We start from the raw sequence: 19,206 nt of genomic DNA, 5'->3' as shown, positions 1-19,206 counted from the left end.
TTCGGGAATCAATGATTATTTCGTGAGGATTTTTACTTCTTTTGGTCCCAGAGTTACGTTGATCGAGCCACCGTTAACTGTTACAGAATCAGTACCCATTTGGTTTTTCAGCACCGTTCCGTTGCCGAAGTTATCGAGGTTCGGAATTGTACGTGTTTCATTACTCCAGGAGTTGTTGATCAGGACAACGACTTCATCGGTACCGCTGGAACGTTGGTACGCGTAGAACGTGTTATCCACCCATTTTTCTTTTTGCGAACCGTTTTGCAGCGCCGGATGACTGTTACGGATCGCGTTGACTTTGGCGATATATTTGTACAGCTCATTGTTGGTATCGAACTTCATGTCTTCACGGTTGGCTGGATCGTCACCGCCGTTGAAGCCCTGTTCGGTACCTTGATACACAATCGGAATACCACGGGAAGTCAGCAGGAAACCAAGAGCAGCTTTCAGCTGAGGCCATTTATCGGAGTTGGCACCCGGTTTGCCTGTTGCTTCATTCAGGAAACGTTTCACATCATGGTTATCCAGGAATGTACCATTCAGATTAGGATTTTTGTAACGGGAATCCTGGGCATAACGTTCTTTGATCAGGTTCATGGAGCCGTCTTTGGCAAATACATCACGCATGGTGTAGTACATCGGGAAGTCGAGTACAGCATCCAGATAATTGCTGTAGTCACCGACATAGACAGGGTCACCATGGAATACTTCACCGATAGTGAATGTATTTACAGCCGTGTCAAAGTCTTTCAGGAACCATTTTGGTACATGCTTGGCTGTATCGACACGCAGGCCATCTACATTGGATTGTTGGATAATCCATTTGCCCCAGTTTTTCAGTTCGGTTGCAACTGCCGGGTTTTCCTGCTTCAGATCGTCGAGGTTAGCGACATCGCCATTCTCGATACGGGATTGGTTATTGGAGTTGTAGTCATTCTGGGTAATCTCACCGGCATTATGGTACCAGTCTGTTTTGTCAAATGGAGCTTTGGCTGTACCGTTGCCCGGCATGAAATCGCCGGTATGGTTAACCACGACATCCAGCATAACTGCGATATTTTTGCTGTGAGCCGTTTTGACAAGCTCCTGGAATTTGGCCATATTACCGAGATGACCATCTACAGAGTAGAAGTCATACGTATGATAGCCATGATACGCAGCTACGCTTTTTTGCATCGTTACTGGAGTGATCCAGATCGCGGTGAAGCCCATGTTTTTGATGTAATCCAGGCGGTTGATAATCCCCTGGAAGTCGCCGCCATGCCACTGGATCGGCTGGCTTTTATTGGAGTTGAAGCCACCATAGTTATCATTGCTGGTATCACCATTGTCAAAGCGATCCGTCATGATAAAGTAGATGCTGCGCTTGCTCCAGTCCACCGGACCAAAATTATCGGATGGTGGCGGAGTAGTTGGATCCGGTGTTGGTGTTATAGTGTCGCTTGGTGCACCGGAAGTGATAGTACCTGGAGCATTATTGGCACCCGGGACATAAGTAGAAGTACCGGTTTTGAAGAAATAGTTTTTGGATCCGTTGTTATCCCATGTGCCAGTGCCATTGTTGAATACAGCTTCTAGCTGGGAAGAAGATCCGATATTAATTGTTGTTTTCGCATAGCCGCTAACCTCGGCATCGGCCATTTTCACGCCGGGAGCTGCCGTCCAGTTACCATCAGCCTGACGGTAATGTATGTACGGATTCGCGAAGCCTTTTTTGTAATACAGGGTAACCGAATTATCTGCCGCTTGAGTCGTAGGACCACCGACAGCAGACAGCAGCGATACCAGCAGCATCATCGCAAATAGAATAGATGCCCACTTTTTGAAATTCATTTTACCAGGTAACAAATAAATCAATCCTCCTTGATATGATGTTGTGCAAACGTTTACGCAACTCATTATAAGATAACGCTTACAAAAATGGAATAAGGAATATATATAAAGATTTGGATGGATATTGCTTTTGAAATAAGGATAAAATCCTATTATTCAATATCGTATGATTACTTTTTAGTAGGGTGATATGCAGCATGTCAAAACATTTGAACTTGGAGTAAAGACAGAATAAAAATACAGACTTTTCAATTCGTAAAGTGTGTTTAATTCATTCCAGTATACTTTGGTATATAAGTCGTTTGATAGCGAGATATACTATTTCTATTCCGCAGCGTTTATGTATTTGTTGATCCTTCAATAAGATCGTTAGTAACAAAATGATAGCAGGCAGTAGGGTGATTAGTATTCTTCTATTTTCTGTTTTTCGTTGGCGTGCAAGAAAACTCTATATAACATTAGCGAGATAAAGAGTGAAAAAATGGATCGAATATGTTTAATTTGAAATAAAATAAAAGAGGCTATTTTGTGAAATGGTTTGCACACAAATCAAAAAAATCATACTCCAACGTAATATATAGTAAAAAATGTACTCATTTAATAATATATATTTCATAGTTCGCAGCTGTATTCCAGAGAAAGTAACAAAGCAAAATGAAAAAAGCCAGTAGAGATCGATTATTACGGTCTCTACTGGCTTTTTGCTTCATTTCCAATCACTCTAAAGTTGATTTTAGAATTGTGGATACTCGGCGTGATAGTAACCGGATACCGGTTTTTCGCTGGAGGTGCTGATTGCGATGCGGAATGTACCGGACTCATATCCGGATTGCAGTGTGCCGTAGTATCCTTTTACCGGACCATGGACAAGGCGTACATCGCGCGGTTCCCATTTGTTTTTGCTTTCATTGAAATACTCGTAGGAGACAACCAGCATTTCATCTTTTTTGAGCGGCAGGTTCAGTGCCAGTTTCGTTTCGGAAGTGGCTTTGATTCCTTCAATAAATACAACATCTGTTGGTCCACTCAGAGAGATAGAGCCATTCAGGTAAACAGAATCGGAAGACGCAGCGCTAGCCGATCCCTGGAAAACAGGCAAAAAGCCCAGCATAAGTACAAATGCAATTACAACAGATAGTGATTTTTTCATAGTCATCAGTTAATCTCCTTTTTATTGGGGAATAGGGTGCGTACCAATACCAAAGCGTTGACCTTTCTCAATTAAAAGATAACGTTCACCATCCCACCCTCCTGAATTGCGCTTTGTGATTAGCGTGTTACTGGAATGCCGCCAATCGCGGCCACCTATAATCTACCATTAATTAGGTTTAAAAGGTAGATTATTCTATAATAAGGTTTTTTAGTAAGTGAGAACAGGAATAGAATACCGAATTCTACTTTTTTATATCCTCTAATATAATCTATGCAGCCATTTATGATAGATAAGGACATTCCCGGACATGCAAAGGGGATTCCCTAATGGGCATGGATGCTGAACAATTCCATAATAAAAGGACCGAATGATTATACAGCCGGATTCCGCTGTCCGTTCTGTATAACAAATAAGGAGTGTTCATCATTCATGAAACGTAAATACAAGCTGAATTTTTTCAAGCCGATTGAGAGCTACTCAAATAACTGGTCTGTTCTGGAAGAGAAAAACCGTGAGTGGGAAAATATGTACCGGCAGCGCTGGTCTCATGATAAAGTCGTGCGCACTACACACGGCGTCAACTGTACCGGCTCCTGCAGTTGGAAAGTGTTTGTGAAAAATGGAATTATCACCTGGGAAAATCAGCAGATTGATTATCCATCCTGTGGTGCGGATATGCCGGAATTTGAACCCCGCGGCTGTCCGCGTGGTGCGACATTCTCCTGGTATGAATACAGCCCGCTACGTATCAAATATCCTTATATGCGCGGAAAGTTGGTACGTCTCTGGCAGGCAGCACTGGCAGAGCACAGCAATCCGGTCGATGCATGGGCAAGTATTGTAGAAAATCCTGCCAAAGCCGACATTTACAAAAAAGCCCGCGGTAAAGGCGGTCATGTACGTGTCAGCTGGGAAGATGCGATGTATCTGATCTCTGCACAGCTAATCTATACGATCCGTAAATACGGGCCGGACCGGATCGCTGGATTTACACCGATTCCGGCGATGTCGATGATCAGTTACGCGTCGGGAGCGCGGTTTATCTCCTTGCTGGGTGGACAAATGCTCAGCTTTTATGACTGGTATGCGGATCTGCCGCCGGCTTCCCCGCAAATCTGGGGTGAACAGACAGATGTACCGGAATCCTCGGACTGGTACAATGCCGGCTATCTGATGATGTGGGGTTCCAATGTACCGCTGACCCGTACGCCGGATGCCCACTTTATGACCGAAGTTCGTTATAAAGGAACCAAAGTCGTCTCGGTTGCACCCGATCTGGCAGAGAACGTGAAGTTCGCCGATAACTGGCTGGCTCCTCATCCGGGAACAGATGCTGCACTCGCACAGGCGATGACTCATGTGATTTTGGATGAATTTTACCAGCAGCGTCAGGAGCCGATGTTCCTGAACTATGCCAAGCAGTATACCGATATGCCGTTTATGATCCTTTTGGACCCTCATGAAGATTCACTCAAAGGAGGCCGTTTCCTGCGTGCCAGCGATCTGGGTAACACATCTGAACATGCGGATTGGAAGCCGGTGATTTACGACCAAAACGCTGGCGAACTGATCGTACCGAACGGAACGATGGGACAGCGCTGGGAAAAAGACGCCAAATGGAATCTGATCCTGGAACGCGAAGATGGAACCGTTATTGAACCGGCGCTCAGTGTAGATGGACCGGATGCCGAGTGGCTGGAAGTGGTATTCCCTTACTTTGATAATAGCGGTAACGGAATCTTCAAGCGTGTCATTCCCGCGCAGAAAATTACATTAGCCGATGGAACACAGCGATATATAGCGACAGTCTACGATCTGATGATGAGTCAGTATGGTGTAGCACGCACAGACAGTGAACATAATGCACGAGGCTATGACGATGCTGATTCGTACTACACACCGGCATGGCAGGAAAAGATTACAAGTGTCAAAGCGTCGGTCGTCGTACAGATCGCCCGTGAATTTGCCCAGAATTCAATCGATACTGGTGGTCGTTCGATGATCATCATGGGCGCCGGCATCAACCACTGGTTCAATAGCGATACGATTTACCGGGCTATATTGAATCTGGTTGTACTGACTGCTTCACAGGGTGTGAACGGCGGCGGCTGGGCGCATTATGTCGGTCAGGAGAAATGTCGTCCGATCGAAGGATGGTCCACGGTTGCTTTTGCCAAAGACTGGCAGGGTCCGGCACGTCTGCAGAACGCGACTTCCTTTTTCTACTTTGCCACCGATCAGTGGAAATATGAAGAGAGCGGTGTAGATTCGCTCAAATCACCGGTAGGCGGAGAAGTCAATTATCAGCATCCAGCGGATTACAATGTGCTGGCTGCACGTCTGGGCTGGCTGCCATCCTATCCGCAGTTTAACAAAAACAGCCTGCTGTTCGCGGAAGAGGCGGCACAGGAAGGTCTGAAGACCAACGAAGAAATTATTAAGCGTTCGGTGGAGCAGATTACTTCACGTCAGACACGCTTTGCTGTAGAAGATCCGGATGCACCGGAGAACTTCCCGCGTTCGCTGTTTATCTGGCGTTCCAATCTGATCTCCAGTTCTGCCAAAGGCCAGGAGTACTTTATGAAGCATCTTCTGGGCGCATCCGATGATCTGCTGGCTACGCCAAATGAAGAGGATAAGCCGGAAGAAATCGTATGGCGCGAAGATACACAGGGCAAGCTGGATCTGATGGTTGCACTGGACTTCCGGATGACGACTACACCGCTGTATGCGGATATCGTACTGCCCGCAGCGACCTGGTATGAGAAGACCGATTTGTCTTCCACCGATATGCATCCGTTCGTACACCCATTTAATCCGGCGGTTAATCCGCTGTGGGAGTCGCGGTCTGACTGGGATATTTATCGTGGACTGGCAGAGACGTTCTCCGATATGGCAAAGACACATTTACCAGGAGTATACAAAGATCTGGTAACTGCACCACTGGGTCATGATTCTATGGGAGAAATTTCACAACCTATGGGAATGGTCAAAGACTGGGCCAAAGGCGAAGTAGCTGCCCAGCCAGGCAAGACAATGCCAAGCTTTAGCATTGTAGAACGGGATTACACTAAAATTCATGATAAATATGTATCGCTTGGACCGAATCTGGCGATCGGCAAAACCGGTGCGCACGGAGTCAGCTTCTCGGTAGCCGAAGAATATGAGGAACTAAAACGGCTCAATGGGGTGTATTACGACGAGACAGTCAAAGATGGACTGCCCAAGCTGCAAACTGCTCGGCAGGTAGCCGACACGATCCTGCATCTGTCCTCTGCCACCAACGGCCGTGTATCCCAAAAAGCCTATGCACAGGCTGAACTGGATTCAGGTGTAGAGCTGCGAGACATCTCCGCTGACCGGGCGGCCGAGAAGATCACGTTCCAGAGCATTACCGCTCAGCCGCGTGAAGTTATTCCGACGCCGGTATTCAGCGGTTCGAACAAGCAGGGACGCCGTTATTCACCATTTACAACCAATATTGAACGTCTGGTGCCTTTCCGCACATTGACCGGACGTCAGCATTTCTATATTGATCATGAGATTTTCCAGCAATTTGGCGAAGCGATGCCAGTCTACAAGCCAACTCTTCCGCCAATGGTATTCGGTCCCCGCGATAAGGAAATCCGCGGTGGACAGGATGCACTGGTGCTGCGCTATCTGACACCGCATGGTAAATGGAATATTCACTCCACCTACCAGGATAACCAGCATATGCTGACTCTGTTCCGCGGTGGTCCGACCGTATGGATCAATAATGAAGATGCAGCTGCCCATGATCTGAATGATAATGATTGGCTCGAAGTATACAACCGCAACGGTGTTGTAACCGCACGCGCTGTAGTCAGTCACCGGATGCCGCGTGGCACCATGTTTATGTATCATGCGCAGGACAAGCATATTAACGTACCGGGATCGGAAATTACAGATACACGCGGCGGTAGCCATAACGCACCGACACGCATTCATATGAAACCGACACAGATGGTCGGAGGTTATGCACAGCTCAGCTACGGATTTAACTATTACGGCCCAATCGGTAATCAGCGGGACGTGTACGTGGCTGTTCGCAAAATGAAGGAGGTTAACTGGCTTGAAGATTAAAGCGCAAGTCGCCATGGTCATGAACCTGGATAAATGTATCGGCTGCCATACGTGCAGCGTGACCTGTAAAACAACCTGGACCAACCGCAAAGGTGCAGAATATATGTGGTTCAACAATGTCGAAACCAAGCCGGGTATCGGTTATCCGAAGCGCTGGGAAGATCAGGAGATCTACCGCGGCGGCTGGCAGCTGCGCAAAGGCAAGCTGGAACTGAAGTCCGGCAGCAAGCTGTCCAAAGTCGCACTTGGTAAAATCTTTTATAATCCGGATATGCCGGAGATGCGCGATTATTATGAGCCATGGACGTATAACTACGAGAATCTCACCAATGCCAAAGATCAAAAACATTCACCGGTTGCCCGTCCACATTCGGCGGTTACCGGTGAGAAAATAGATCTGAACTGGGGCCCCAACTGGGAGGATGATCTGGCCGGCGCGCATATTACCGGCCCACTCGATCCCAATATCGAGAAGATCGAAGAGGAGATCAAGTTCAACTTTGAAAAATCATTCATGGTCTATCTGCCACGTCTATGCGAACACTGTCTGAATCCGAGCTGTGTCGCTTCCTGCCCGTCAGGAGCGATGTACAAACGGGATGAAGACGGGATTGTACTGGTCGATCAGGAAGCCTGCCGTGGCTGGCGTTACTGCATGACCGGCTGTCCTTACAAAAAAGTATACTTCAACTGGCAGACCAACAAAGCCGAGAAATGCACGTTCTGCTTCCCCCGCGTAGAAGCCGGACTGCCAACCGTCTGCTCGGAGACCTGTACCGGTCGTATCCGTTATCTGGGTGTACTGCTGTATGATGCGGATCGTGTCAGTGAAGCAGCATCTCTGGAAAATGAGCAGGATCTGTACAAGGCACAATGTGATCTGTTCCTCGATCCGAACGATCCGGCGATTATTGCCCAGGCACGCAAAGATGGTATTACCGAAGACTGGATCGAAGCCGCCAAAAATTCGCCGGTGTACAAGCTGGCGATTGAATATAAACTGGCTTTCCCGCTACATCCGGAATACCGTACGATGCCAATGGTCTGGTATGTACCACCACTGAGCCCGATCATGAACTATTTTGAAGGCAAGGATTCGATCGAGAATCCGGATATGATTTTCCCGGCGATTGAAGAGATGCGTACACCGATTCAATTCCTGGCGAATATGCTGACAGCTGGAGACACGGTCACTGTCAAGGAATCGCTGCAGCGTATGGCAATGATGCGTGCTTATATGCGTGCCAAATCCACCGGTCAGGAATTCGACGAGAGCCGACTGGAACGGGTGGGATTGACTGTACGCCAGATCGAGCAGATGTATCGTTTACTGGCAATTGCCAAGTATGAAGACCGATTCGTTATTCCGACATCGCACAAGGAAGGTCATATGGACCCTTACCGTGCACAGGGTCTGGCCGGTTACAGCGATATGATGGGCAATACCAGTATGGGCAGCGGCTGCAATGGCTGCAGCGCGATTGATTCCATGAGTACGAATCAGGTCGATGAAGATGGCCGTCCGGTTCATGACGAGAACTTCTACGGGGGGATCTGGCGTGATTGATCTGATACAGCTGTATACGTATAAACCTTCCTTTCACTTTTTTGCCCGTCAGCTGATGTATCCGGAGAAATTGGATTTTCATCCGGATCTGCTGGCCGAGTCTTTTGAAGAAAACCATCCGGGGCGCGAACATGCGCACCGGTACTGGGAACTTATGCATAACCTGAGCATGGAACAGATTCAGGAGATGTACACAGAGACATTTGATTTTCAAAAAGACTGTGCACTGTACATGACCTATTTCAAATTCGAAGAAGCCAAGGAGCGCGGTCAGATGCTGGCCAAGCTCAAGATTCTGTACGAGATGTTCGGTCTGGAAATGCCGGAAGGCGAGCTGCCGGACTTCCTGCCCCTGATGTGCGAATTCCTGTATGCGGCAGAGTGGAAGCATGATCCGCGCGCCGGAGAGAATTTCAAAATGCTGCTGGCGATTCTGGAAGATGGAACCTATCATCTGGTTCGTGCGCTGGAGAAGCTGAACAGTCCTTATTACTATCTGGTCAAAGGACTGCGTGAGACACTGAAAGCTTGTGTGAGACAGGAGGCGCCAGCTCATGAACATGAGTGAGCAGTTTTTGTGGGTGATATTCCCTTATATGTGTATTGTCGTTTTTATCGTTGGACATATTTTCCGTTACCGGACCGATCAGTTTAGCTGGACAGCCAAATCCAGTGAATTTATCGAGAAAAAGCAGCTTATGCTCGGCAGTCTGCTGTTCCATCTGGGTGTAATCCCGGTTATTCTCGGCCATGTGGCGGGTCTGGGGATTCCCAAGACCTGGATGAACTCGCTTGGAGTCAGCGAGCATCTGTATCATATGGGTGCTGTGTATGGCGGCGGATTCTTCGGTGTAGTGACACTGGCAGGTATGTTCCTGCTGACTTCACGGCGCTTTACGATCCGGAGTGTACGTCGTCTGAGCACAGCGTCCGATCTGATCGTCAATGTGCTGTTGCTGTTTATTGTTTTCATGGGGCTGTATGCGACACTGTTCACCAATTTTGCCCGTCCGGAGTTTGATTACCGGGAGACGATCTCGATCTGGTTCCGCGGACTGTTTATGCTGCGTCCGGATCCTGCGTTGATGCGGGACGTGCCTGTTTCTTTCAAAATTCATGCGTTGACCGGCTTTGCGATTTTTGCATTCTGGCCATTTACCCGTCTGGTGCATGTGTGGAGTGTTCCATTGAATTATGTAGGCAGAAGTTATATCCTGTATAGAAGACATAAATCGAGCTGAGGAGAGAGGGCGCTGCCTTCTTTCCCTGTTCCATGAGGAGACCATGCGATGAATAACAAGGTGGATTATCAGCTGGAACTGGATCAGATCCGAGCGATCTGTGGGTATGATTTGATGGCGCTCGCGCTCGTGGAACCAGCCGAATACCACTATGTAATCAAGTGGAAATATGCTTCCGGCAATCTCAATGAACGGTTCAGAGGCATTGTGCTTCAGAGCGGACGCGGCGTGGCTGGTATGGTATTCAAAACAGGCAAGCCCTTTATGTTCTCGTCCGTCCACGAAGACGTACCGCAGGATGCGCTGTTTAACTATCCGATTATCCGCACAGAGCAGCTGACAAGTATCGGGGCGGTGCCCGTCTGGAATGATACGAGAGTAGCCGGTGTGCTGCTGGGCGGATTCCGGGATGAGCAGCGTGTCACGCGCCAGAGTGTACAGCAGCTGCTCGAATTGACGCGCCGCGGTATTGGGGAGCTGAACGGAAAGGAGTTTCTGCTGAATTGAATCAATCAGGAGATACAGAACAGTTGGATACCTTGATGCAAAAGTTGTATGACAACAGCATGGAAGCGATGTTTTTCTTTAACCGTCAGGGCAAGGTGCTGGCAATGAATCCGGCTGCCGAGCAGATTGTCAATGAAGATGTGCTGCAGCAGCTTTATCAGGGCAAAGCCCAGGCGATCTGTGGGGTCTGCCGTGGATATATGAGCGATACGGAGCTGCGTACCTGTCTAGCATGTTATTTTACCAGTCCGGAATCGGAGGAATTCTCTTCGTTCCAGGTATATCTGGATACCAAGGACAAAGGTATGGTTCCTTATGCGGCGACATATCATACGATCGACCGGGAGAATGGCATCTATGTGTTTATGCTGCGCGATCTGACCCGTCAGTTCAAGACGCAGGAGAAGTTCTACCAGAACAAAATGATGAAGCATGTGATCGAAGCACAGGAAAATGAACGTAAACGCATATCCCGGGAACTGCACGATAGTGTGGCTCAGGAACTGATGAGCGCCGTAATTGATCTGCGCGTGCTCAAGTACATGACAGCAGACGAAGAACTGCTCAAAAAAATGAAGCAGACCGAAGCTTCCATGACACGGCTGCTGGATGATATACGTAATCTGGCGGTCGAACTACGCCCGGCTGCGCTGGATGATTTTGGACTGGAAGCTGCTTTTCGCTCTCATTTCAAAAAAATTAATGAAAGCTACGGCTTCACCATTGTATTCGATTCCGGTTTGGAGCAGCGGCGTTACAGTAATGAGCTGGAGACCGTCATCTACCGCATCGGTCAGGAAGCGATCCTGAATGCACTCAAATATGCACAGGTCGATATGATCCATGTCTCCCTGCAGGATAATGATAATCTGCTGCAGCTGATTGTTGAAGATGATGGAGCAGGATTCAATCCAGGCGATGCACCGACAGGCACTGGCCTTGGTCTCTATGGAATGCAGGAACGCGCCGAGCTGGTCGGCGGGCATGTGAATATATTTTCTGCGGCAGGCAGGGGAACCCGGATTGTCGTGGAGATTCCTGTACAGCCCCAGCCGCAGGAGCAGTGAGGAGATAACATAGATGAAAATTGTAATCGCGGATGATCATGCGATTGTCCGGAGCGGCTTTGCAATGATATTGAATTTCCAGCCGGATATGGAAGTGGTCGGCACGGCAGCAGACGGGATCGAAGCGTATACTATGGTTGCCAAGTACCAGCCTGATATTCTCCTGATGGATCTCAGTATGCCGCCAGGAGAAAGCGGACTGATCGCCACCGGTAAAATCAAGGACGATTACCCGGATACCCGAATACTCATCCTGACTATGCATGATGACGAGGAATATCTGTTTCATGTGCTGCGTAACGGAGCTTCCGGCTATGTACTCAAAAATGCGCCGGATGAGGAACTACTGCTCGCGATTCGTACGATACACGAGGGAGGCACCTATATCCATCCCAAGCTGGCAACTTCACTCGTACGCGAGTTTGTCAAAAATGACACCAGTGCAGGCAGCGAGGATGTCTACGAACTGCTTTCCCGCCGAGAACTGGAGATTCTGCCGCTGATCGCCAAAGGATACGGCAACAAGGAAATCGCCGAAAAGCTGTTCATTTCTGTCAAAACGGTAGAAGCGCACAAGGCGAAGATCATGGAAAAGCTGAATCTCAAAAGCCGTCCTGAGCTGGTGGAGTATGCATTGAAAAAGAAGATTCTGGATTTCTAAAAAGTTACTATAGTTTCTGTAGATAAAGCTGTCTCCCTGTGAGACGGCTTTTTTTGTATGCGACTGTTTATGTTTTGTTGTGCTGTGGTGCTGTGTAGCTCATGCACTCTGAAATTGGATTATTCTTCTGCCCTCCGTTAAGAACGGATATCCTGAATTTCCGCTTGCAGCGGAAGATATCCAATCTTAAATGAGGCCGCTTCGCTGCTGAAGTATAATTCCAATTCCCTCGCTCCGTGCTTGTAGCTGATTTGGCTGCTGTTTAGGACGGTTTTAGAATCTTGAAGAGGTTTGAATAGGCATTTTAATGCTGGACAGTCAGAAGGAAGGATAGGGCCATTTGAGCAAAAGCAAAAGCAGAAGTAGAAGCAAAAGCAGAAGGTGGTTAAGTAGGCTTTCTAGCTATATAAGCTGCTTTCATTATAATGATCTCGCATCCTAATGGTCAGGATCTTGTCTCTAGCACTCTAGCAGTCGGCGAGCAGCACGAAGCGGAGGGAATAGAATCGTTCTGAAGCCATCCTTTAAGATCGGATATCCACCGCTACAAGCGGAATTTCAAGGATATCCGATCTTAACAGAGGGCGGAAGAATGATCTATTCCCGAAGCGCTTGATGCGCCCGCCTACTCCTGCGGACAGCCAACCACTCATTCATTTTCAGCCAAACATCGGCATACATTATGCCAACACCCCAACCAATTCGCTGACACAGCAGCAATCCTATTCGCCTAATGCTTCACTCAGGGATTCCCTTATGATGTACAGGGGACTCCCCTATATCCTGTTGATCACCGCAGGTCATACAATGAAGAAGCATACAGAGCAGCAATATAGCTCCTATCAATGTAACGAAACACAAGTGAAAGGTGAGTTGGATGATCAAAAAATTACAGCTATCCTTACAAACAATGAATCTGGTGCTCGGATTTATGGTATGGGTAATCATTTCGTCCCTGATGCCCTTTATTCGGGAGGATATCAACATTCCGGCTGGAAGTCTGGCCATGGTCACTGCAGTACCGGTTGTACTGGGTTCGATTTTGCGGATACCGCTGGGATACTATGCGAATATTGTAGGTGCGCGGATTATCTTTATGGTCAGCTTTATCCTGCTGTTATTCCCGGTATTCTATATCAGTCGGGCAGATTCCATGACCGATCTGATTATCGGTGGATTGTTCCTGGGTATCGGCGGCGCTGTCTTCTCGGTAGGGGTTACATCACTGCCAAAGTATTATCCCAAAGAAAAGCATGGACTGGTTAACGGGGTCTATGGAATGGGAAATATTGGTACAGCGATCACGACATTCTCTGCTCCGGTTGTTGCGACCCAGATCGGCTGGCAATCTACGGTGCAGCTGTATATGATCCTGCTGGCTGTTTTTATCGTACTGAACTTTTTCCTTGGCGATCGCCGTGAAGTGAAGGTGAAGACACCGATTATCGAGCAGATCAAGGGTGTCTACAAAAATGAAAAACTCTGGTTTTTCTCATTGTTCTACTTTATTACGTTTGGTTCCTTTGTCGCTTTTACAGTCTATCTACCCAATTTTCTGGTCGCGAACTTTGATCTTTCCAAAGTCGACGCAGGAATACGTACCGCAGGATTTATCGCGCTGGCAACTTTCCTTCGTCCAGTAGGCGGCTGGCTGGCTGACCGTTTTCAGCCTTTGTTCCTGTTGGTAGGTACATTCGCTATGTATACGATCGCTGCGATTGTACTGGCATTCTCTCCGTCGATTGGATTATATACGATTGGCAGTCTGGCGATTGCTGTCAGTGCAGGTATTGGTAACGGGGTTATTTTCAAATTAGTACCGTTCTATTTCAACAAGCAGGCAGGGATTGCCAATGGTATTGTCTCCATGATGGGTGGTCTAGGTGGATTCTTCCCGCCGCTGATGCTGTCGGCGATTCATGGTATCACCGGTCAATATTCGATCGGATTCATGCTGCTGTCCCAGGTAGCATTGGCGAGTCTGATTATCGTGGTCTGGATGTATTATCAAGACAAGCTTGCTCTGGTATCCGAAGTGTTTGATTCTACTGCGCAGGGGATACTGGTTACCGATCCAGCGGGATATATTAAAACAGTCAATCCGGCATTTACCCGGTTGACTGGCTATGAAGCCGACGAGGTTCTTGGACAGCGACCAAGTATTCTCAAATCGGGCCGCCAATCCGAGGACTTCTATAGCAAAATGTGGTCCGAGATCAAGCAGCATGGGATCTGGCAGGGAGCAATCTGGAACAAACGCAAAAATGGTGAAGAATATGTACAATGGCTGAATATCAGCGCAGTCAAAGATGAGACTGGCGAAGATGTACGTTATGTTGGTACATTTAGCGAATTGAATCAGCAGCAGCTCAAGGCATAATGTAGACGTTACTATCCATATGGACAAATAAGTTCCATTATTCACATTTACTTTTAACCCGGTACACAAGTATATCTATGAACTATAACCTATTCACTATGAAAAGAGGGAGAGCCCTGTGAGTGTCCGCCAACTGACTGATACGCTGAGTCGCCCGGTGCGCGATCTGCGTCTGTCGGTGACCGATCGTTGTAACTTTCGGTGTGCTTATTGCATGCCGAGAGAATTGTTCGGAGACGACTATGCGTTTATGCCGCGTACTGAACTATTGACTTTTGAAGAAATGAGCCGGTTGGTGAGATTGTTCACAGGGCTGGGTGTCCAGAAGGTGCGTTTGACCGGCGGAGAACCGCTGCTGCGCAAAAATCTGAACGAACTGGTCCAAGAATTGCGTACAATTCCCGGTGTGCAGGATATGGGATTGACGACTAATGGACTGCTGCTCGGACAGCACGCAGAAGCCCTTTATCAGGCAGGTTTGCGGCGGCTGAATATTAGTCTGGATGCACTGACCCCGTCTATATTCGGTCAACTTAACGGAAGAGGTGTACAGCCGCAGCATATCCTGAAGCAGATTGATTATGCCCAATCCTTGGGATTCCGGATCAAAATCAATATGGTTGTACAAAAGGGAATTAACGACGAAGAAATCCTGCGAATGGCTGAATATTTCCGTGATAAGGGAATTACCCTGCGATTTATCGAGTTCATGGATGCCGGAAGCGGTAATGGGTGGAGCTATGACAAAGTAGTGACTCAGGCAGAGATTCTGCAGCAGCTGCAAAGTCGCTATGATCTGGTGCCTGCCGAGCATAATATCTACGGTGAAGTCGCCACTTACTACAGATATCGTGGTACTCGTACAGAGGTGGGCTTTATCACGTCGGTCTCGCGTTCCTTTTGCTCTTCATGCACCAGAGCACGTCTGTCATCCGATGGCAAATTGTATACCTGTCTGTTCGCCTCCAGCGGCTACGATTTGCGTCAGCTGGTACGCGGCGGGGCAACGGACGAGGAATTGCAGGATATCATCGCCGATATCTGGGAGCACCGGACCGACCGTTATTCGGATCTGCGAACCGCACAGACGGCAGCTTCCTGCCGCAGAATCGGCATGTCCTATATTGGAGGTTAACGAATAGACAGGAGGCTTAAAAAGATGAACCGGTATATTCCCAATCAGCACGGGGCATGGGCGATGCTGGTATTGCCTTTTTTATTCGGTCTCAGCATCTCGGGAGGACGCTGGGTCCATCTGCCGCTGTTCCTCTGCTGGCTGGTCATGTATCTGTTCAGCTATCCGGTACTGCAGTGGATCAAGACAGGACGCAAAGACAGTTATTTGCGCCCCGCAGCACTATATGGAGTATTATTGGTTCCGCTGGTTGCCGTCGTTGTTGCCCAGCAGCCTCAAATGCTGATGTACGGTGCACTGCTGCTGATCTTTTTTGCCGTGCCTGCTTATTATGCCAAACGCCGTAATGAGCGTGCATTGTTCAATGATATTGTAGCGATTGTGCTGTTCAGTTCTTTCATTTATCCGGTTGTCTATATGAGTGGTACACCGGACTGGATAGCGGCAAGTAAACTATTTTTGCTATCGGTTTTGTATTTTACAGGTACCGCTTTATATGTAAAGACCATGATTCGCGAGAAAAAGAACCGGCGTTATTATTATATTTCCTGTCTGTATCATCTACTGCTAGTCGTGCTGGCAGCTGGCTGGAATGTATGGTTATGCATTCCTTTTGCCGTACTGTTGATCCGGGCGATATGGCTGCCCAGGCAGAAACTGCGTACCATGCAGATAGGGATTGCCGAGATCAGATTTGCAGTTATGATGTATGTGTCGGTTTTATGGATTATTTAATCGTATTTGCAGAAAGGAAGGATTGCCATGATGCCATCCATCAAGCAGCGGGACTATAGTCAGAATCCATTTATCGTGATCTGGGAGGTTACCCGTGCCTGTGCTCTGAAATGCCTGCACTGTCGTGCAGAAGCGCAGTATCATCCGGACCCGCAGCAGCTCAGTCTAGAAGAGGGTAAACAGCTAATTGATCAGATCAGCGAGTTTGACGAGCCGCTGTTTGTATTTACGGGTGGTGATCCGTTGATGCGTCCGGATCTATACGAGCTAGCACGATATGCTATTCAGGATAAAGGGCTATCGCTGTCTATGACACCAAGTGCGACTCCGCGTGTGACCCGCAGTGCAGTAGAGAAAGCTGGTGAGGCCGGATTATCGCGTTGGGCATTCAGTCTTGATGGTTCATGTGCAAAAATTCACGATCATTTCCGCGGAACAGCAGGTTCTTATGAACGTACGATGCAAGGGATACGCTATCTGCAGGAATTGCATATCCCGATTCAGATCAATACGACCGTATCGCGTTACAATCTGGAAGATTTGCCGCAAATCGCAGAACTTGTCGCACAGATGGGGGCGGTACTATGGAGTGTATTTTTCCTGATTCCGACAGGCCGCGGTATGGAAAAGGATATGATTACCCCACAACAGCATGAAGAAGTAATGCAGTGGATGTATGAGTTGCAGCAGCGAATGCCGTTTGGTGTCAAAGCAACCGAAGCACCACACTATCGACGAGTAGTGCTTCAGCAGCAGCGTAGTATAGTTCAATCTTCTGAAAATGGAGTCTCCCGTCCATCCGCCAGTAAACGTAGGGATATGCTGGGGCGTGCGCCGCAGGGTGTAAATGATGGGGATGGGTTTGTATTTATCAGCCATACCGGAGAGGTATATCCCAGCGGATTCCTGCCGCTTAGCTGTGGCAATGTACGGGAACAGCATCTCGCCGATATTTACCGGTCTGCTCCGGTGATGCAGCAGCTGCGGGACAAATCACTGCTCAAAGGTAAATGCGGAGTCTGTGAGTACCGGCAGCTCTGCGGTGGATCACGCGCAAGGGCGTATGCATTGACCGGCGATTATCTGGAAAGCGATCCGTACTGCGCGTATCAACCTGCAGCGTGGACAGGAGGAGACATACTATGACACCATCATCTATACGCAAAATTGTCGTGCTGGGCGGAGGGATCACGGGTCTGAGTGCGGCTTATTATGCCCGCAAGGCTGCTGATCAGCAGGGTATACCGGTAGAAATAACTCTTATCGAAAGCAGCAACCGGCTTGGCGGCAAAATTCATTCGGTTCAGACAGATGGATTCCTGATCGAAAAAGGCCCAGACTCTTTCCTCGCCCGCAAACAACCGATTATCGATTTGACTCATGATCTGGGTATGAATGAACAGCTGGTACCCACCAATCCCAAAGCAGGTTCGGCTTATATTTTACATAAGAAAAAGCTGCATCAGATGCCAATGGGATTGGTGCTGGGGATTCCAACGAAGATCAGTCCGTTTATTCGTACAGGCCTGATCTCACCCCTCGGCAAAGCCAGAGCGATACTCGATATGGTGCTACCTGCGCGCAAGGCTGATGAAGACGAGGCGCTGGGCGACTTTATTGAACGAAGACTGGGTCGTGAAGTTCTGGAACAGATGACCGAACCTCTACTGGCAGGTATCTATGCCGGAGACACCCGTTCACTCAGTTTGCTGTCTACTTTTCCCCAGTTCAGACAAATGGAGAAAAAGCATCATAGCCTGATTATTGGCATGGCCAGAGGGATGCTGCGCCGACCTGCCGGACACAAGACCATACAGCAGAAAAACGGAACACATGCAGGAGCAACCAGCCCAATGTCCAGTACCTCCTCTCCAGTCGAGCCGGCTGCTCCTCGCAAATCGAAAAGTATGTTTTTGTCCTATCAGTATGGATTGTCTGCTATGATTCGGAGACTGCAGGAGCAGCTCACTATGGATCAGGTGCAATTCCGTATGGAGGAGTCTGTGACACAGATAGCGGCATCTGATTCATCCACTTTGTCAAAGCGAGGAAAGGATGGGAGCAGCAGCACAGAGCATACCTCTCGTTATACTCTTACACTGAGCAGTGGAGAGCATATGAATGCTGACAGTATTATTTGCACTATTCCGGCTTATGCAGCAGCAGAGCTGCTCGGAGATATTCCGGAGATTCAGCAGCTTAACCGGATTCATTATGTATCGGTAGCCAATATTGCGCTTGGGTACAAGCATCATCAGCTGCAGCATGAATTCGAAGGCACCGGATTTCTCGTTCCACGAAAGGAAAATCGCATGATCACCGCCTGCACATGGTCCTCCACCAAATGGAAACATACCGCTCCATCCGGTCAGACCCTGCTTCGCACCTATATTGGTCGTGCCGGTGCAGAAGAATGGACAAGCTTGTCCAATGAAGAATTGGTGCAGGCGGTACGCCGTGATCTACGGGATCTGATCGGATTCGATGCAGAGCCGGATCTGGTGGAAATTAGCCGTTGCTATCGTTCAATGCCACAGTATCCAGTAGGACACGGAGAACTAATGGACAGAGTGAGAGCTTCTCTCGCAGCGCATTTACCCGATGTATGGTTATGCGGTGCAGGCTATGGAGGAATCGGTATTCCCGATTGTGTACAGCATGGCCGGGAAGCCGCAGAAGAGCTCATCAGCAGGTGGGCAGTGAATTGAATATAGTAATCTAAGCTTAATTTATGAATAAAATAACTATTTATACTGTTATATTAAGAAATTTCTAATTTGAAAATACGTTTTATAATTCATAAAATAGTAAAACAAGAGA

13 protein-coding genes and 1 pseudogene are annotated in these 19,206 nt (G+C 48.2%); 12 read left to right on the top strand and 2 right to left on the bottom strand.

Annotated elements, in window-relative coordinates; genetic code table 11:
- Window positions 1-15: 15 nt before the first annotated feature.
- Both AR543_RS14775 and AR543_RS14770 read right to left on the bottom strand, forming a co-directional pair.
- A pseudogene (locus tag AR543_RS14775) lies at window positions 16-1,743 on the bottom strand (alpha-amylase family glycosyl hydrolase); the annotation flags it as partial.
- Window positions 1,744-2,569: 826 nt separating this feature from the next.
- Window positions 2,570-2,992: a hypothetical protein gene (locus AR543_RS14770; RefSeq protein WP_060535238.1), complete on the bottom strand. Its 423-nt coding sequence runs from the start codon at window positions 2,990-2,992 to the stop codon at window positions 2,570-2,572.
- Between the two features lie 426 nt (window positions 2,993-3,418).
- On the opposite strand from AR543_RS14770, the gene AR543_RS14765 reads away from it, so the two are divergent.
- The 12 genes from AR543_RS14765 (at window position 3,419) to hemG (ending at window position 19,094) form a co-directional block, all read left to right on the top strand.
- Entirely contained in the window at window positions 3,419-7,093 is a 3,675-nt protein-coding gene (locus AR543_RS14765; protein WP_060535237.1) for a nitrate reductase subunit alpha, read from the top strand.
- Entirely contained in the window at window positions 7,083-8,660 is a 1,578-nt protein-coding gene (gene narH, locus AR543_RS14760) for a nitrate reductase subunit beta (protein WP_060535236.1), read from the top strand. Before AR543_RS14765 ends, narH begins: the two co-directional genes overlap by 11 nt.
- Window positions 8,653-9,228 carry a nitrate reductase molybdenum cofactor assembly chaperone gene (gene narJ / locus AR543_RS14755; protein ID WP_060535235.1) on the top strand — a complete coding sequence of 192 codons (576 nt, stop codon included), beginning with the start codon at window positions 8,653-8,655 and terminating at the stop codon, window positions 9,226-9,228. The genes narH and narJ overlap by 8 nt, the downstream gene beginning before the upstream one ends.
- On the top strand, window positions 9,215-9,901 hold the full coding sequence (gene narI / locus AR543_RS14750) for a respiratory nitrate reductase subunit gamma (protein ID WP_060535234.1): 687 nt from the start codon (window positions 9,215-9,217) through the stop codon (window positions 9,899-9,901). Before narJ ends, narI begins: the two co-directional genes overlap by 14 nt.
- Before the next feature lie 48 nt (window positions 9,902-9,949).
- Complete coding sequence (locus tag AR543_RS14745; RefSeq protein ID WP_060535233.1) at window positions 9,950-10,408, top strand: GAF domain-containing protein; 459 nt, start codon at window positions 9,950-9,952, stop codon at window positions 10,406-10,408.
- A complete protein-coding gene (locus AR543_RS14740; protein ID WP_418304197.1) occupies window positions 10,405-11,475 on the top strand; it encodes a sensor histidine kinase in 1,071 nt (356 codons plus the stop codon). The genes AR543_RS14745 and AR543_RS14740 overlap by 4 nt, the downstream gene beginning before the upstream one ends.
- Before the next feature lie 13 nt (window positions 11,476-11,488).
- The gene (locus AR543_RS14735; RefSeq protein ID WP_060535232.1) at window positions 11,489-12,136 is read left to right on the top strand and encodes a response regulator; all 648 of its coding nucleotides are present in this window, start codon (window positions 11,489-11,491) and stop codon (window positions 12,134-12,136) included.
- An 877-nt stretch (window positions 12,137-13,013) separates the two neighbouring features.
- Window positions 13,014-14,516, top strand: a complete 1,503-nt coding sequence (locus AR543_RS14730) for a nitrate/nitrite transporter (protein ID WP_060535231.1) — start codon at window positions 13,014-13,016, stop codon at window positions 14,514-14,516.
- A 118-nt stretch (window positions 14,517-14,634) separates the two neighbouring features.
- Window positions 14,635-15,651 carry a GTP 3',8-cyclase MoaA gene (gene moaA, locus AR543_RS14725; RefSeq protein WP_060535230.1) on the top strand — a complete coding sequence of 339 codons (1,017 nt, stop codon included), beginning with the start codon at window positions 14,635-14,637 and terminating at the stop codon, window positions 15,649-15,651.
- A gap of 24 nt (window positions 15,652-15,675) precedes the next feature.
- Window positions 15,676-16,386 carry a YwiC-like family protein gene (locus tag AR543_RS14720; RefSeq protein WP_082472239.1) on the top strand — a complete coding sequence of 237 codons (711 nt, stop codon included), beginning with the start codon at window positions 15,676-15,678 and terminating at the stop codon, window positions 16,384-16,386.
- Window positions 16,387-16,413: 27 nt separating this feature from the next.
- Window positions 16,414-17,532, top strand: a complete 1,119-nt coding sequence (locus AR543_RS14715; protein WP_060535228.1) for a TIGR04053 family radical SAM/SPASM domain-containing protein — start codon at window positions 16,414-16,416, stop codon at window positions 17,530-17,532.
- Entirely contained in the window at window positions 17,529-19,094 is a 1,566-nt protein-coding gene (gene hemG / locus AR543_RS14710; RefSeq protein ID WP_060535227.1) for a protoporphyrinogen oxidase, read from the top strand. The genes AR543_RS14715 and hemG overlap by 4 nt, the downstream gene beginning before the upstream one ends.
- Window positions 19,095-19,206: the final 112 nt, after the last annotated feature.

It is taken from the genome of Paenibacillus bovis (genome assembly GCF_001421015.2).
GTDB lineage: Bacteria > Bacillota > Bacilli > Paenibacillales > Paenibacillaceae > Saccharibacillus > Saccharibacillus bovis.
The sequence above is the reverse complement of the archived record's forward strand: the minus strand, read 5'-3'. Positions and strand labels throughout refer to the sequence as shown.

Bases quoted from the DNA above. Each gene is read 5' to 3' on its own strand.
- AR543_RS14735 (WP_060535232.1), top strand. From the start codon at position 11,489: ATGAAAATTGTAATCGCGGATGATCATGCGATTGTCCGGAGCGGCTTT.
- narI (WP_060535234.1), top strand. From the start codon at position 9,215: ATGAACATGAGTGAGCAGTTTTTGTGGGTGATATTCCCTTATATGTGT.
- AR543_RS14745 (WP_060535233.1), top strand. From the start codon at position 9,950: ATGAATAACAAGGTGGATTATCAGCTGGAACTGGATCAGATCCGAGCG.
- AR543_RS14715 (WP_060535228.1), top strand. From the start codon at position 16,414: ATGATGCCATCCATCAAGCAGCGGGACTATAGTCAGAATCCATTTATC.
- AR543_RS14770 (WP_060535238.1), bottom strand. From the start codon at position 2,992: ATGACTATGAAAAAATCACTATCTGTTGTAATTGCATTTGTACTTATG.
- AR543_RS14765 (WP_060535237.1), top strand. From the start codon at position 3,419: ATGAAACGTAAATACAAGCTGAATTTTTTCAAGCCGATTGAGAGCTAC.
- AR543_RS14720 (WP_082472239.1), top strand. From the start codon at position 15,676: ATGAACCGGTATATTCCCAATCAGCACGGGGCATGGGCGATGCTGGTA.
- hemG (WP_060535227.1), top strand. From the start codon at position 17,529: ATGACACCATCATCTATACGCAAAATTGTCGTGCTGGGCGGAGGGATC.
- AR543_RS14730 (WP_060535231.1), top strand. From the start codon at position 13,014: ATGATCAAAAAATTACAGCTATCCTTACAAACAATGAATCTGGTGCTC.